The following is a 15,604-nucleotide window of genomic DNA, read 5'->3' on the forward strand; positions in this document are numbered from 1 at the left end:
GTTAATTGCTCCGCCGCGCGCTGAATCGACAGGCGGGCAGGATAGAACACTAACGCTGGAGAGTGTAGCGCAATTCTGTGGTCCGTCGCCGTGATGGCCGTTCAGCCGGAGGAGCGAGGCAGGCAGAATAAACGGCGCCGAAGCGCCAGAGAAGGTTCAGTACTGAATGCCGGGGGGATTTACCGTGGAGTGCGCGATGGCTTCATCCTGTTCGCCCCAGCGCGTCAGAACCTGCTGATACTGACCGCCGCTGATGGTGCCATCAATGGCCGCCTGCAGTGCGGGTGCCAGACCGTTGCCCTTTTTGGTGGTGACCGCGACCCAGGCGCGAAACGGCCCGCTGCCAACCAGTTTTGTTTGTCCGCGTGACGCCGCCTTCCACGCTGCCATCGAGTGCGGCCCGAACATCGCATCGGCACGTCCCGACAGCAGGGAAAGCGTGGCCGAGGCGTCATCGGTCAGATAGATCGGCGTGACTGCTGGCAACCCTTTGGCCTGGTTTTGCCGATCCCAGCTCAGCAGGATTCGCTCCTGATTGGTGCCGGACGCCACGATGATGCGTTTACCGGCGATATCGGCGGGCGCATTGATCGCGCTGATTTTACTGTCACTTTTCACCGAGAAAGCGTGGTTATCGGCGCGATAGGTGGCGAAATCGAACTTCTTTTTGCGCTCTTCGGTCACGGCGATGTTAAACATCGCCACATCGTAGCGGCCTGCGGTGATCCCCAGCGGCCAGTCCTCCCACGATGCCGGCACCAGCTTCAGTTTTAATCCCAGACTGTCGGCCAGCAGCCGGGCAATATCGGGATCGCTGCCGATCCGCGAGACATTATCCGACGCCAGCAGTGACAGCGGCGGCGAGTTGGTGGCGGAAGTCGCCACCGTCAGGGTGCCTGGCTCAATAAAAGTAAAGTTTGCCGGAATTTTTGCGATCGCTGCCGGATTGGCGGGCGCATGAATCGGCGTTTCATTTTGCCGGGTGTCACGTTGTTCAGCGGCGGAAGTGGCCAGCGGCGACAGCAGCGACAGCAGCAGCAATGACAGAGGGCTCAGCTTCATCGTCACCCTCACAGCACGCGCGCCAGGAAGCGCCGGGTTCGCTCATGGCGCGGATTATTCAGTACCTGGCTGGTGCTGCCCTGCTCTACGATCCTGCCATCGACCATAAACACCACGTTATCCGCCACTTCACGTGCAAAGCCAATCTCGTGGGTAACGATCACCAGCGTGGTGCCGGAGCGCGCCAGTTTTTTGATCACGTCGAGCACCTCGCCGACCAGTTCCGGATCAAGCGCCGAAGTTGGTTCGTCAAACAGCATCACCCGTGGATTTAGCATCAGCGCCCGGGCAATGGCGATACGCTGTTGCTGGCCGCCTGACAGATGACGCGGCCAGGCGTCAGCTTTATGCCGCAGACCGACAATATCCAGCAGCTCACCGGCACGCTGAATCGCTGCCGCTTTGGTGAGCTGTCGATGGGCAATCGGCGCTTCAATCAGATTGTCCAGCACGCTGAGGTGCGGGAACAGATTGAAATTCTGAAACACATAGCCGACGTTAATGCGCTGACGCAGAATCGCCTGCTCTTTCAGTTCGTAGAGCTTATCGCCGCGCTGCTGATAGCCGATGTAGTCGCCGTCAATCTGGATAAACCCTTCATCCACCCGCTCCAGATGATTGATGGTGCGCAACAGGGTCGACTTGCCGGAGCCGGAGGGGCCGAGGATCACCGTCACCGATCCCGGATCCAGTGACAGTGAAACCGCATCCAGCGCTTTGTGTTTGCCAAAACTTTTACTGACGCCGGTAATGCTGATGGCACCGGTGGTGTGTGATGTGCGGTAATCAATGGCTTCGGACATGGCTGATCTCCTCGGTTGGATTGAGAGGCGTGACGCGGTTGCGCCACTGCCGCCAGCGCGACGGCTGCGGTTCGCGGGTCACACTGCGGGCCAGCCAGCGTTCAACGCTGTGCTGAATCACCGACAGCACGGTGGTGATAATCAGATACCAGGCGGCGCCGACCATCAGCAGCGGGATCACTTCCTGGTTGCGGTTGTAGATCATCTGGATGGTGTAAAACAGTTCTGGCATCGCCAGCACGTACACCATCGCGGTGCCCTTCGCCAGGCTGATGATTTCGTTAAAGGCAGTGGGAATGATGGCGCGTAACGCCTGCGGCAGAATGATGCGGAAGGTGCGGCGGGTTGCCGACAGTCCCAGCGCGGAGGCCGCTTCGACCTGGCCGTGATCGACCCCCAGAATCCCGCCGCGAATGATCTCCGCGCTGTAGGCCGCCTGCACCAGCGTTAAGCCAATGACCGCTGCCGGAAACTGGCCCAGCACATTAATGGTCTGAAACGCGCCCCACGACAGAGTGGTAAACGGGATACCAATCGACAGGGTGTCGTAGAGATAAGAGAAGTTGTACAGAATGATCAGCACCACAATCAGCGGCAGCGAACGGAACAGCCAGATATAACCCCACGCCAGACTGCTCAGCAGCCACGAGGAGGAGAGGCGCGCCAGGGCCAGCAGCCCGCCAAATATCAGGCTGAACACCGTCCCCAGCAGCGTCAGCAACAGGGTCTGACCCAGACCATGCAGGATCACCGGATCGAAGAACCAGCGGGCAAATACGCCCCATTCCCAGCGCGGATTAAAGGCGACCGACTGGATCACGCCCGCCAGAATAAACAGGGCGACGATCGCCCCAACGGTACGGGCCGGATAACGCGCCGGCACCACCTGCAGATGTTGATGCTTGCTCATCGTCCCTCCTTAACTCGCCTGTGCGACGTCCTGCACGCCAATCACTTTTATAAAACGCAGCCGGCCATCGTGCGGCGGCTGACCATAGCGTTCCAGATCCCCGCTCAGATCAAACTGCGGCTGATAGCCATGGCCGGTGTAAAGCCGCACCGCCTCTGGCTGGCGGAAACCGGTGGTGAGAAACAGCCGCTGATACCCCGCCCGCAGCGCACGCCGCTCCAGCTCCTGTAACACCACCAGCGCCAGCCCCTGACGCCGCAGATCGCTGCGGGTCCAGATGCGTTTCAGTTCCGCCGTCTGCGGGTCATAAGGCTTATAGGCACCCATCGCGATGATCTCGCCGTCACGCTCCAGCACGATGAATAATCCCTGCGGCGGCAGATACCACTCGGTCAGCTCCTGCTCCTTTTGGCGGGCAAAATAGTCGCCGTAGCGGGCGGCATATTCGCCAAACAGGCCGGTCAGAATCGGTTGCAGTTCCGCCGCCTCGGGCGAAACTTCACGGAATATGGCTTCACTCATCGTCTGCTCCTTAATCGCCCAGTCCGGCCGGGTTAATTTCGGAACGATCGATCCGCTCCACCCCTTCGCCCCAGCGGTTCAGCACCTGCTGGTAGTCGCCGTTTTTCATTACGCCGTTCAGCGCGGTGCTGATCGGTTCAGCCAGGCCGCTGCCCTTTTTCACCGTCACTGCGATGTGGGCTGCTTTCGGCCAGCCACCATCGACGCTGCCGACCAGCCGGGTTTTGCCGTTAAGCGCCGCTTTCCATGCGCCAATTACGTTGGGGCCAAAATAGGCGTCGGCCCGTCCGGCCTGCAGTGCCAGCGTCTGGGCGGCATCATCTTTGGTATAAATCGGCGTAAACGGCTTCAGGCCTTTCGCCTGATTCTGTTTATCCCACGCCAGCAGGATCGCTTCCTGATTGGTGCCGGAACCGACGATGATGCGCAGTCCGGCAATATCCTCCGCTTTGGTCAGCGAGGTGATTGGGCTGTTGGTTTTGACGTAAAAGCCGAGAGAGTCTTTGCGATAGGTGGCGAAATCGAACTTCTCTTTACGTTCTTTGGTGACGGTGATGTTAGAGATCGCCGCATCATATTTGCCGGAGGCGACACCCAGCGGCCAGTCTTCCCATGAGGTCGGCACCACATTGAGCTTCAGGCCGAGGCTGTCGGCCACCAGACGGGCGATATCGACTTCGCTGCCGAGCAGGGTTTTATTGTCGTCGGAGAAGACCGTCAGCGGCGGAGAGTTCTGTGCCGCCACCGCCACGGTAAATGAACCTGGCACCGCAAAGCGATGACCGGCCGGCAACTGCGCCACCGCTTGTGGGTTCTTGCTACTGTGGATCGGCGTTTTATTGGCGTCGAGGCTGACCCGCTGGCCGTTGTACGCCACGCTGGTGCCGTCCGCCAGGGCGCTGCCGCTGGCTGCCAGAATAATCAGGGCGATGAGTCTTTTATTTTTTTGCATAGCACAGGCTCTTATTGTGAAGTGAACTGATTGACCGGCAGCGTCAGGTCAAAACTGTCGCGCAGGGTGTTACCGGGATAGTCGCGACGGGTCAGGCCGCGCGCCTGCAAAATCGGCACTACGCGGTCAACAAACCGTTCGAAGGTATCCGGGGTGCCGCCGTTGATAATGAAGCCATCGGTGGCGTCGGTTTCGAACCAAAGCTGCAGACCATCTGCCACCTCTTCCGGCGTACCGTGGAACAGGGGACGCGGCGTTGCCGCCTCCAGTGCTGCCTGACGCAGGGTGTGTCCCTGTTCACGCGCTTTGCGTTTGATCTCATCGGTGGTGCTGCGGAAACTGTTCTGCCCGATGTCACCGATATCAGGAAAGGGCTGATCGAGCGGATACTGTGAGAAGTCGTGATGGTCGAAGAAGCGGCCAAGGTAGTTGAGCGCATCGTTAATCGACACCAGCGCGGCGGTAGTCTGGTACTGACGCTCCACGTCGTCGGCGTCGTCACCGACAATCACGCTCACGCCCTGGAAGATGTGGAGATCCTCTGGCTGACGGCCGTTCGCCACCAGCTGCTGTTTAACATCACGGTAAAAGGCCTGCGCCTCTTCGCGGGTTGGCTGGTGGGTGAAGATGGCATCGGCATGGCGGGCGGCCAGCTTTTTGCCGTCCTCTGACGCCCCGGCCTGGAAGATAATCGGACGGCCCTGCGGCGTGCGCGAGATGTTAAGCGGGCCCTGAACCTGGAAGAAATCACCGTGATGATTCAGGGTATGCAGCTTAGCCGGATCGAAAAACTGGCCGCTCTGCTTGTCGCGCACAAAGGCATCCTGCTCCCACGAATCCCACAGGCCTTTCACCACCTGCAGATACTCATCGGCGATGCGATAGCGTAAGGCGTGCTCCGGATGCTGCTGACGCGAGAAGTTTTTAGCCGAGCCTTCCAGCGGCGAAGTCACCACGTTCCAGCCGGCGCGGCCACCGCTGAGATGATCGAGGCTGGCAAACTGGCGCGCCACGGTAAAGGGTTCACTGTAGGAGGTTGAAACCGTGCCAACCAGCCCGAGATGCTCGGTGACGCCCGCCAGCGCCGACAGCAGCGTCAGCGGTTCAAAGCGGTTGAGAAAGTGCGGAATCGACTTTTCGTTGATGTATAAACCATCGGCGACAAACAGAAAGTCGAGCTTGCCCTGCTCCGCTTTGCGGGCGATCTTTCTGGCGTAATCAAAGCTGATGCTGGCATCGGCCTGGGCCGCCGGATGACGCCAGGCAGACATGTTCCCGGACGCGCCGTGCAGAATAGTACCCAGCCGAAGTTGTCTTGTGCTCATGATGCTCTCTCTTTTTTAGTCATAGCGCTGCCTGAACGGCGGTCGTCACGACAGCCGCAAGGGAATGACAGCAGATAGTGAAATCAGGTCAGAATGGCTTCCCGACATCGCGCATTGAGCTGTTGCAGCGCCTGTTGGGCCAGTTGAGCGAAGTAGTCTGCCGCAGGGGCGATCAGGGCTTCATCCGGATTGAAACTGGCGTGGTGCAGGCCATAATCGCTGGCACTGCCGATACTGACGAACACGCCAGGCACCTGTTGCAGATAGAAGGCAAAGTCCTCACCCAGCAGATGCAGTCCGGCTGGCTGCACCCGGTACCCGAGCTGTTGCGCCACCTCACTGCTGAAGTGCGCCCAGTCATCATCATTGACCAGCACCGGCGGACCCGGATGCCAGCTCAGCGTCGCGTCTGCACCACTCGCCTGGGCAAAGTTTTCCACCAGCGTGCGCACCCGCTGTTCCAGTTCGGCCCGCAGCTGGCGATCGTGGGTACGGGCGGTGCCGCCGAACTCAACGCCACCAGGCAGGACATTCCATGTTTTGCCGCCATCAATCCGGGTAATGCTCAGTACCAGACTGTCGAACGCGCTGAAACTGCGGCTGGTGAGTCCCTGTAATGCCTGAATGATCTGGCTGGCGACCACGATACTGTCGACACCCTGTTCCGGGTGGGCAGCATGCGCGCCTTTGCCGGTCACGCGGATAATAAATTTGTCGGCGTTGGCGTAGAACGCGCCGCCGCGGGTTGCGAATGTGCCGACCGGCAGCGTCGGTTCATTGTGCATGCCAAAGATGGCCTGCACCTGATCCAGTACGCCAGCGTCAATAAACTGACGGGCGCCCCGTGCGATCTCTTCGGCGGGCTGAAACAGAATGCGCACCCGCCCCGCCAGTTGTGGCTCAATTGCCCGAAGCTGTACCGCCGCGCCTAACATCACGGCGCTGTGCAGATCGTGGCCGCAGGCATGCATGACGCCAGGATGACGGGAATGAAACCGTACGCCACTCGCCTCGTGAATCGGCAGTGCATCAATATCAGTACGCAGGGCGATCACCGTTTCACCCTGTCCAATTTCCGCCACCACGCCGGTTTCAAGCGGGTAATCAAGCAGCCGGATGCCGGCCTCCTGCAGCCAGTGGCGCAGCCGTGCCGTGGTCGCAAACTCCTGACCCGACAGCTCCGGCCAGGTGTGCAGCTCGCGCCGCCATTCAATCAGTTGTGATGCATTCGGCTTCATGATGATTCTCCGCTGAAGGGCGATCAGGCTGCGACCAGATGATGCGTTGCCAGCAGGGCCAGCGAATGGTGACGTGCAACCGGTTCGCTGATCGGCGTATCAATAATGAACTCATCGATACCAAAGTTATGGTGCAGCGCATCCAGCTGGGCATGAACCTGCGCGGCGGTGCCTTTCAGCAGCGACGGCGTACGCGGCTCAATCAGGTAATCACGATAACCCCCCTGGCGCACATACCGTTCGGCCTGTTCGAGGCTGGCAACATTGACGCCGGGACCATTTTTCACCGCTACGTGGTAGTGACGGAGGTTAGCCACCAGCAGATCGGCACCCGCGGGCGAATCGGCCACCACCACCTGCACGGCCACCAGCGCGCGCTGACCGTTGCTGAGGCGGGAATAGGTGCCGAGCACCTGCTCCAGCAACTGACGGTCACCGTTCAGATGCGCCGCGAACACCAGCTGCCAGCCGAGACTGGCGGCCAGTCGGGCGCTCTCTTCACTGGCACCCAGCAGAAAACGGTTCACCGGCCGTGACGGCAGCGGCGTCGCCTGCAAACGTTCATCGTCATCAGCGCCGCTGTGGCTGTCGGGTTTCAGCCAGCTATCCAGCAGCTGCAGCTGTTCGGCAAAGCTGCCCTTCTCTGACGGCTGTACACCCAGCTGAAGCGCACGGGTAGAAAGTGGTAATCCGCCTGGCGCCTTGCCGATACCTAAATCGATACGGCCCGGTGCCAGTGACGCCAGCAGATTGAAGTTTTCCGCCACCTTATAAGGACTGTAATGCTGGAGCATCACCCCGCCCGAACCCACGCGGATATGCCGGGTCTGGGCAATAATCCACGCGATCAACAGTTCCGGTGACGGGCTGGCCAGCTGCGCGGTGTTGTGGTGTTCCGCCAGCCAGAAGCGGTGATAGCCCCACTGTTCAGCCAACTGCGCCAGTTGCAGGGTGCGCTGCAATGCTGCGCCTGGCGATTCCCCCTCAACGACGGGCGCTTTGTCTAACAGACTTAATCGATATGCCATTCACCTGATCCTTATTATTCCGGTTGCTGGCCAGTGTGGAGCGAGGCTTATATTTGGTAAAACATCATATTGTTTTATCTATTTTTAGTTTATTCATATCAGTGCGAAAAGAGAAAGTGAATGGATTATAAATAATATTAAAAACAGATACTTATGATTATTGATCAATTGTTCAGATATTGATGAATCGGCTATTGCAGGCATAAAGCGAAATTATCGGCAATGGATTGCAGAAAAGTGTCTTAAGCAGTCAACAAGCGAACTTCAAATCACGGATCACTTTATCGCTAAATAAAACAGCGGTTAAAAAGGCTGCTGCCGTAAAGGCGGCGGGAATATCCCGTTGTTTTTTATTAACGCCCGCTATCGGCGTTGAGGTTTAACAGCGGTGTTGTTGTGCGGTGCAGAAGATTATTGGAGCGGGCGAGTGGATAAAGGCGGAACACGCCATCCTGTCCGGGCATTGATTTTTTTCAGATAAGCTTTGACCAATTCATTAGTTTATCTGCGTGTTGCGTCATTCGATGATGATTCCGTCTGCTGAGACAATTGATAACAAAGGAATTCATTATGAAGACGTTTTTTCACCGTGCGCCGCGTTCGCCGGCGCTGGTTTTGAGTTTACTCGCCGGGAGTTTTGCCTTTAATGCCGTGGCCGCACCGGTCAAAGGCGGCACGCTGATTTATCTGGAGCAGCAGGCACATACGAATCTCTATCCTCCTGCCGGCGGATTTTATCCGAATGGCGGTATTCTGAATCAGATCACCGACAAGTTAACCTGGCAGAACCCGGAAACCCTGCAGGTGGAACCCTGGATTGCCGAGAGCTGGACCACCAACGCCGATAAAACCCAGTACACCTTTAAACTCCGTCCCGGCGTCACCTTCTCCGATGGCACGCCGCTGGATGCCAATGCGGTGGCGAAAAACTTCGATACCTACGGGCTGGGTAACAAAGCCCTGCGCCTGCCGGTGTCTGAGGTGATCAATAATTACGATCACAGCGAAGTCATCGATCCGCTGACAGTGAAGTTCTATTTTAAACAGCCGTCTCCGGGGTTCCTGCAGGGCACTGCAACTATCGGCTCCGGGCTGGTTTCACTCAGCACGCTGGCGCGCAGCTTCGATCAGCTGGGCGATGCCCGCCATATTATCGGCTCGGGACCCTTTGTGGTCAGCGATGAAAAGCTGGGGCGCGAAGTCGACCTGGTGGCGCGTAAGGATTACCGCTGGGGACCCGTAAACGGTCAGCAGCAGGGTCCGGCTAATCTGGACGGCATTAAAGTGCTGGTCACGCCGGAAGATAGCGTGCGCATTGGTGCGCTGCTGGCCGGTCAGGCCGATTTTATCCGCCAGGTTCAGGCCTATGATGAGAAACAGGCTAGCGAACAGAATTTCCCGATCTATGCCGCACCGACCCGTGGCGTCAACGATAGCCTGAGCTTCCGCCCGGATAATCCGCTGGTCAGCGATATCCGGGTTCGTCAGGCGTTATTGCACGCCACCAACGCGAAGCAGGTGGTGGATACGCTGTTCTCAGCCAACTATCCGCAGGCCACCTCGGTGGTAGCGAAAAGCGCGGCGGGTTACGTCAATCTGGCTGACAAACTGACGTTCGATCTGGCGAAAGCCAGGGCATTGCTGGATCAGGCAGGCTGGCAGCCGGGTGCCGACGGCATTCGTCAGAAAGCGGGTCAGCGGCTGGCGCTCACCGTGTATGAATCCTTACCCCAGCCGCAGAACAAAGAGGTGCTGCAACTGGTGGCGCAGCAGTGGCGTCAGGTGGGTGTCGCGCTGACGGTGAAGGCCGGTGATGCCGGCAGTAAAACACTGGATAATCTCGATCCGCTTAAAACCCCGCTTAACGTCACCGAAGTTGGCCGTGCCGATCCTGACGTGATTAAGAGCAGCTTCTATCCGGCTAACCGCGACAACCTGCTGCAGAAAGGCGGCTCCAGCGACAAAGTCAAAAACTTCCGTGACGACCGGCTTAATCAGCTGCTGGTGGCGATCTCAGCCGAGGTCGATCCGGCCAAACGACTCCAGCTGACCGTTGATGTGCAGCGTTATCTGCTCGATCAGGCTTACGTCATTCCTATCTTCGAAGAGCCCCAGGTTTATGCCGGTGCACCCTGGCTGAAAGGGGTGAAGTTTGAAGCGGTAGGCCGTCCGGCGCTTTATGGCGCATGGCTGGAAAAACATTAAACCGGAGTTGATGATGCGCCACTACTTGTTGCATCGGGCAGGACTGGGACTGCTGGTCCTGTGGGCCGCTTTTACCCTGTCATTTTTCCTGTTGCAGGTGCTGCCGGGCGATGCGGTACTGATTAAGTTCCAGAATCCGGATCTCGGTCTCAGCCCGCAGCAGATTGCTGAGATGCGTCAGGCTTATGGCGCGGACAATCCGCTGTGGCAGCAATATCTGCATACGCTGGCCGCCATGCTGCACGGTGACTTTGGCTATTCGGTTCAGGCGGGCGTGCCGGTCAGCCAGCTGCTGGTCGCTAATCTGCCGGGTACCCTGCGTCTGGCGTTGTGCGGATTTTTACTGGCGACGCTGCTGGCGTTTGCGCTGGCGGCGCTCTCCCGCCATCCGGCGCTGCGCGGCCTGCGTAATCTGCTGCAATCGCTGCCGGCGCTGTTTATCTCGGTCCCGACCTTCTGGCTGGGGATCGCCTTAATACAGCTGTTCTCATTTCAGCTGCGCTGGATACCGGTGATCAATCCCTCGCCGTGGCAGGGACTGATTCTGCCGATTATCACCGTGGCGATCCCGATCTCCGCGCCGCTGGCGCAGATTCTGTTGCGCAGTATTGATGAGGTCTCAACCCGTCCGTTTGTGGCGGTAGTCAGAGCCAAAGGTGCCAGCGAAGGCTACGTGCTGTGGCGACACGTGCTGCGTAACGCCCTGCTGCCGGTGCTGACGGTGGCCGGTTTACTGCTGGGCGAACTGATCGCCGGTGCGCTGATTACCGAGACGGTGTTTGGTCTGGGCGGCCTTGGCCAGCTCACGCAGCAGGCGGTTAATAATCAGGACGTGGCGGTGCTGCAGGCGGTGGTGGTGATTTCAGCGCTGGGCTTTGTGGTGATTAACCTGGTGGTGGATTTGCTGATGCCGCTGCTTGATCCGCGCTTACAACTGTTGAGAGGCACACCATGAGTCTGGTTGATTATGCCGCGGCGCGACGCCCGGCACGGGCGAAGAGAGGTGCAGTCAGCGTGCAGCCCGGCTTATGGCTGGCGGCGCTGGTGATGCTGCTGGCACTGCTGGCGGCGCTGTTTCCTGGCCTGTTTACAGACGCCAGCCCGGTTGAAGGCGTGGCCGGCGCCCAGCGTCTGGCGCCGCAGGCCGGTCACTGGCTGGGCACCGATCAGCTGGGACGCGACCTGTTTGCCCGCATCGTTTACGGCGCGTCACACTCGCTGTCAGCGGCGTTTATTGCGGTGGCGATTGGGCTGGTTATCGGCACCGCGCTCGGCCTGATCGCCGGTGCGACAGGCGGCAAAACCGAATCGGTACTGATGCGGCTGGTCGATGTGCTGCTCTCAATTCCGGCGCTGTTACTCTCGCTGAGCCTGTTGATTCTGCTCGGTTTCGGCACGGTGAACGCGGCGCTGGCGGTGGGCACCGCCTCGATCGCCAGCTTCGCCCGGCTGGCGCGCGCTGAAGTGGTGCGCATCCGTCACAGTGACTATGTCGAAGCGGCCTATGGCAGCGGCGGCCGCTTTTTCACCGTGCTGTGGCGTCACATTCTGCCGAATGCGCTCAGCCCGGTCATCGCCTATGCCGCACTGCAGTTTGGGCAGGCCATTCTGGCGCTCTCAACCCTGAGTTTTCTTGGCTACGGCACGCCGCCGCCGATCCCGGAATGGGGATTACTGATCGCCGAAGGCCGTAATTATCTGGCCACCGCCTGGTGGCTGACCACTTTTCCTGGCGTGGTGGTGGTGGCTGTCGTGCTCGCCGCTAACCGTATCAGTCAGCAACTGTCAGGAGGCCAGCGATGAGCAGGCAACCGTTACTCGCTGTCGATCAACTTACCCTGAGTTATCGCAGCGGCAATCTGTGGCAACCGGTGGTGCACAATGTCAGTTTTACGCTTAACGCCGGTGAGATGGTGGCGCTGGTGGGTGAATCCGGATCGGGTAAAACCACCACGGCGCAGGCAATTATCGGGCTGATGGCGGATAACGGCCGCCGCGATCGCGGGGAAATCCGACTCAACGGCGTCGATATCAGTCAGTGGTCGCAGAAGCGTTTCGATTCGCTGCGCGGTGCGCAGATTAGTCTGGTGCCTCAGGACCCCGGCAATTCCCTTAATCCGGTGAAAACCATCGGTGAGCAGGTATCAGAAATTCTGCGCCTGCACCGGGCAAGTTCCACCGCCCAGCGTCAGCAGCGGGTGATTGAGTTGCTGACCCGCGTCGGGCTTAGCCATCCGGAACAGCGCGTTCACCAGTATCCACATCAGCTGTCGGGCGGGATGAAGCAGCGGGTATTGATCGCCATTGCGCTTGCCCTGCAACCGGCGTTGATTATCGCTGATGAGCCAACCAGCGCGCTGGATGTAACGGTGCAAAAGCGCATTCTTGACCTGCTGGATCAACTGCGGCGTGAGTCGGGAACCGCCGTGTTGTTTGTAACGCATGACCTGGCGCTGGCGGCCCAGCGGGCTGACCGCATTATGGTATTCCGCCACGGTGAAATTCAGGAATCCGCCCCGGCGGCCCGTCTGATCAGCGCGCCGGCACATCCCTATACCCGTCAGTTGCTGCAGGACGCCACCCCGCAACGGCGTACCCGCCCTCAGAGTCAGCGCGCGCATTTTTCCGCCCCGGCGATTCAGGTCACCGCTATCGCAAAGAGTTTTTCCCTTGGTAAACAACAGCGGTTACAGGCGCTGGATCAGGTCAGTTTTCAGGTGGCACGCGGCACCACGCATGCGCTGGTCGGGGAATCCGGATCGGGGAAAACCACGCTGGCGCGCATCGTCATGGGATTTGAAACGGCGGACAGCGGTACGGTGACGCTGGACGGCGATATTGTCAACGGACTGCGCGGTGAAGCACTGCGTCAGCTGCGACGCAAAATCCAGTTTGTTTATCAGAATCCGTTTGCCTCGCTCGATCCGCGTCAGACGCTGTTTGAGATCATTGAAGAGCCGTTACGTAACTTTGGGCGCCTGAGCCGCGAAGTGCGTCGGCAGCGGGTCGAAGCGGTGACCGACAGAGTGGCGCTGCCGCTGAGCCTGTTGTCGCGTCGGCCGCATCAGCTCTCCGGTGGCCAGCGTCAGCGGGTAGCGCTGGCGCGCGCGCTGATCGCCGAACCGCAGATACTGGTGCTGGATGAAGCGACCTCGGCGCTCGACGTCACGGTACAGGCGCAAATCCTCGACCTGTTGCAGCAGTTACAGGCGGATCTGGGGCTGACCTATCTGTTTATTACCCACGATTTAGCCACGGTGCGGCAGATTGCCGACAGCGTAACGGTGTTAAAAGCGGGACAGGTGGCAGAGCAAGGTGACGTTGTCACGCTATTTTCATCCCCACGCCATCCCTACACCCGTGAATTAATCGACGCCATTCCTCCTCTTATTCCATTGAACACGCTTCCCCTGAAGACTAAGGAGTCAGCATGACCCGTCGCCTCGGCTTTTTTACCCGCCTGCTGGATAAGGTGCCTGCGAAGCAGCGTTACCGGCTGGCAACTGAACAGATTCAGCACGCGGAGCGATGTGGTTTTGATAACGCCTGGGTGGCGCAGCACCATTTTCATCAGGATGAAGGCGGGCTGCCGTCACCGCTGCTGTTTCTGGCGCACGTTGCAGCGCTCACCCGCCATATCCGGCTCGGTACCGCCATTATCACCCTGCCGATGGAGAATGCGCTGCGGGTCGCCGAAGACGCTGCGGTGCTGGATCAGCTGGCGGATGGCCGGCTGGAAATCGGGCTGGGATCGGGCGGTACGCCGTCGTCGTTTCACTCATTTGGTCAGCGTTTTGAAGCGCGAGGCGTGGCGTTTGCAGAGCATCTGCATACCCTGCTCAGCGCCTGGCGTGGCGATTCGCTCGGCCATCCTGATAACCATCTCTATCCGGCAGCGACACAACTGGCCGATCGCGTCTGGATCGCCACATTCTCCGTGGAAGGTGCGGTACGCGCGGCACAGGGCGGACACGGTCTGATGCTGTCCCGCACCCAGCCGCGCCCGGCCGACCAACCGGCGTTACCGCTTGATGCGCTGCAAAACCCACTGATTGATGCCTATCTGGCTGCGCTACCGGCGGGCGTGACGCCCCGCATTCTCGCCTCCCGCACCGCTTTTGTCGCGGACTCAACGGCGTATGCACGCCAGGTGGCCGAGCCGGGCATTCGCCAGCAGGCGCAACAGTATCGCGCGGGCGGACATCAATTGCGCGGCGAACGCTTCGACGATCTGCTGGCGCAGTTTGATGCCCACGTCGGGGATGTCGCGACGGTTCAGCGCTCGCTGGCACAGGACAGCACGCTATTGCGCGTCACCGATATCTCTTTTCAGGTGCACTCCGTTGAGCCGTCGCATGCTGACACGCTGCGCTCGATCGAACTGATTGCCGAACATCTTGCGCCAGCGCTTCGTGCGGCTGGCGAACCTCGCTAACAGGAGCACGTTATGACTCAAGCTGACGATCTGCTAAACGCACTGGCCGATATCGCCCCCGATTCTGACCTGGCACAAGCGCGCCAGGTCCGCCACGCCGCCACCCAGCATACCCAGGGCAGTTATGCGGTGCTGTTCGGCCAGCAGGAGGATGATTTTCCGCTGCCTGAACGGCTGGCATTGGCCGCGCAGCTGGCGGAGTGGCATGACCAGCCGGGCCTGCAGGCACACTATTTACACCTGCGATCGTCGCAGCCGGGCGGCGTCTCTGAGCGCGATCGGGCCGCCGAAGCGTTTGCCCGACGCCTGACCTTCGAACCGGTCAGCGCGGCACCGGCACACATTGCCGAATTGCAGCAGGCGGGCTGGAGCCCACGCGGCATTGTCACGCTGGCGCAGCTGGTGGCTTTTATCAGTTTCCAGAGCCGGTTGCTGGCCGGTCTGCGTGTATTACAGGGCGATGTGGCACAGGCTGACGCGCCGCCGGTGGTGGCTGGTCACTGGCACGATGCGCCGCACACCGCCAGCGGCAAGACGGCCGTTACCGCCTTTACCCAGCGTGAACTGGGCTGGGAACCCTGGCTGGCGGCGAAACCGCTGGCGGAGTTCAGTGCGGATGAACAGGCTACGCTGGCTAAATTTGGTCATAGCGACTCCGATTATTTCCGTCTGCTGGCGCGTAACCTGCCGCTGCTGGAACAGCGCACCCTGACCGATAAAGGCATTTTCTACACCGCGGGCGGTCTGCCACGTGCTGAACGGGAACTGGCGGCAACGGTAGTAAGTAAGGTTAACGGCTGTATCTATTGCGCGTCGGTCCATGCGCGCAAAGCCAGTCAGTTAGCGAAGCAGGATGATGCGATTCAGAAACTGCTGAACGTGGCGCCGGGTGCGGTGTTGTCCCACGGTCAAAGCCCGCGCTGGCAGGCACTGATCGCTTTCGCGGCGGCGCTATCGGTCACACCGGCGCGGCTGACGCAACAGCATATCGATGCGGTGCGTGATCAGGGGCTGGACACGCTTGCCCTGCTCGATCTGATCCAGTCCAGTGCCTTTTTTGCCTGGGCGAACCGCCTGATGCTGACGCTGGGTGAACCTTTTCTGCCGCAACAACAGGGATAACC

General features: G+C 59.6%; 14 protein-coding genes. 6 read left to right on the forward strand and 8 right to left on the reverse strand.

The window, feature by feature from the left end:
- Nucleotides 1-156: 156 nt before the first annotated feature.
- The 8 genes from FHW04_RS03480 to FHW04_RS03515 form a co-directional block, all read right to left on the reverse strand.
- Nucleotides 157-1,062 carry an ABC transporter substrate-binding protein gene (locus tag FHW04_RS03480; RefSeq protein WP_089561799.1) on the reverse strand — a complete coding sequence of 302 codons (906 nt, stop codon included), beginning with the start codon at nt 1,060-1,062 and terminating at the stop codon, nt 157-159.
- A gap of 8 nt (nt 1,063-1,070) precedes the next feature.
- Entirely contained in the window at nt 1,071-1,865 is a 795-nt protein-coding gene (locus tag FHW04_RS03485; RefSeq protein WP_046289320.1) for an amino acid ABC transporter ATP-binding protein, read from the reverse strand.
- Complete coding sequence (locus FHW04_RS03490) at nt 1,849-2,775, reverse strand: amino acid ABC transporter permease (protein ID WP_069729315.1); 927 nt, start codon at nt 2,773-2,775, stop codon at nt 1,849-1,851. Before FHW04_RS03490 ends, FHW04_RS03485 begins: the two co-directional genes overlap by 17 nt.
- Nucleotides 2,776-2,784: 9 nt before the next feature.
- On the reverse strand, nt 2,785-3,297 hold the full coding sequence (locus FHW04_RS03495) for a GNAT family N-acetyltransferase (RefSeq protein ID WP_031377697.1): 513 nt from the start codon (nt 3,295-3,297) through the stop codon (nt 2,785-2,787).
- A gap of 10 nt (nt 3,298-3,307) precedes the next feature.
- Entirely contained in the window at nt 3,308-4,249 is a 942-nt protein-coding gene (locus tag FHW04_RS03500) for an ABC transporter substrate-binding protein (protein WP_031377698.1), read from the reverse strand.
- A gap of 11 nt (nt 4,250-4,260) precedes the next feature.
- On the reverse strand, nt 4,261-5,574 hold the full coding sequence (locus tag FHW04_RS03505; RefSeq protein ID WP_031377699.1) for an LLM class flavin-dependent oxidoreductase: 1,314 nt from the start codon (nt 5,572-5,574) through the stop codon (nt 4,261-4,263).
- An 83-nt stretch (nt 5,575-5,657) separates the two neighbouring features.
- Nucleotides 5,658-6,812: an amidohydrolase gene (locus FHW04_RS03510; RefSeq protein WP_089561800.1), complete on the reverse strand. Its 1,155-nt coding sequence runs from the start codon at nt 6,810-6,812 to the stop codon at nt 5,658-5,660.
- Between the two features lie 23 nt (nt 6,813-6,835).
- Complete coding sequence (locus FHW04_RS03515) at nt 6,836-7,840, reverse strand: MsnO8 family LLM class oxidoreductase (protein WP_069729311.1); 1,005 nt, start codon at nt 7,838-7,840, stop codon at nt 6,836-6,838.
- A 570-nt stretch (nt 7,841-8,410) separates the two neighbouring features.
- Between FHW04_RS03515 and FHW04_RS03520 the strand changes: the two genes are divergently transcribed.
- Genes FHW04_RS03520 through FHW04_RS03545 form a run of 6 tightly spaced genes read left to right on the forward strand, consistent with a single transcriptional unit; the run spans nt 8,411 to nt 15,602 of the window.
- Nucleotides 8,411-10,045 carry a TIGR04028 family ABC transporter substrate-binding protein gene (locus tag FHW04_RS03520; protein ID WP_089561801.1) on the forward strand — a complete coding sequence of 545 codons (1,635 nt, stop codon included), beginning with the start codon at nt 8,411-8,413 and terminating at the stop codon, nt 10,043-10,045.
- A 13-nt stretch (nt 10,046-10,058) separates the two neighbouring features.
- Nucleotides 10,059-11,000, forward strand: a complete 942-nt coding sequence (locus FHW04_RS03525) for an ABC transporter permease (protein ID WP_089561836.1) — start codon at nt 10,059-10,061, stop codon at nt 10,998-11,000.
- Nucleotides 10,997-11,848, forward strand: coding sequence for an ABC transporter permease (locus tag FHW04_RS03530; RefSeq protein WP_089561802.1), 852 nt, complete (start codon nt 10,997-10,999; stop codon nt 11,846-11,848). The genes FHW04_RS03525 and FHW04_RS03530 overlap by 4 nt, the downstream gene beginning before the upstream one ends.
- A complete protein-coding gene (locus tag FHW04_RS03535) occupies nt 11,845-13,479 on the forward strand; it encodes a dipeptide ABC transporter ATP-binding protein (RefSeq protein ID WP_089561803.1) in 1,635 nt (544 codons plus the stop codon). The genes FHW04_RS03530 and FHW04_RS03535 overlap by 4 nt, the downstream gene beginning before the upstream one ends.
- A complete protein-coding gene (locus tag FHW04_RS03540) occupies nt 13,476-14,480 on the forward strand; it encodes a putative FMN-dependent luciferase-like monooxygenase (RefSeq protein ID WP_031378073.1) in 1,005 nt (334 codons plus the stop codon). Before FHW04_RS03535 ends, FHW04_RS03540 begins: the two co-directional genes overlap by 4 nt.
- Nucleotides 14,481-14,492: 12 nt before the next feature.
- Nucleotides 14,493-15,602, forward strand: a complete 1,110-nt coding sequence (locus FHW04_RS03545; protein WP_089561804.1) for an alkylhydroperoxidase domain protein — start codon at nt 14,493-14,495, stop codon at nt 15,600-15,602.
- The last annotated feature ends 2 nt before the right edge of the window (nt 15,603-15,604 follow it).

Origin of the sequence: Pantoea sp. AN62, from assembly GCF_050432985.1 — a bacterium.
GTDB lineage: Bacteria > Pseudomonadota > Gammaproteobacteria > Enterobacterales > Enterobacteriaceae > Pantoea > Pantoea brenneri.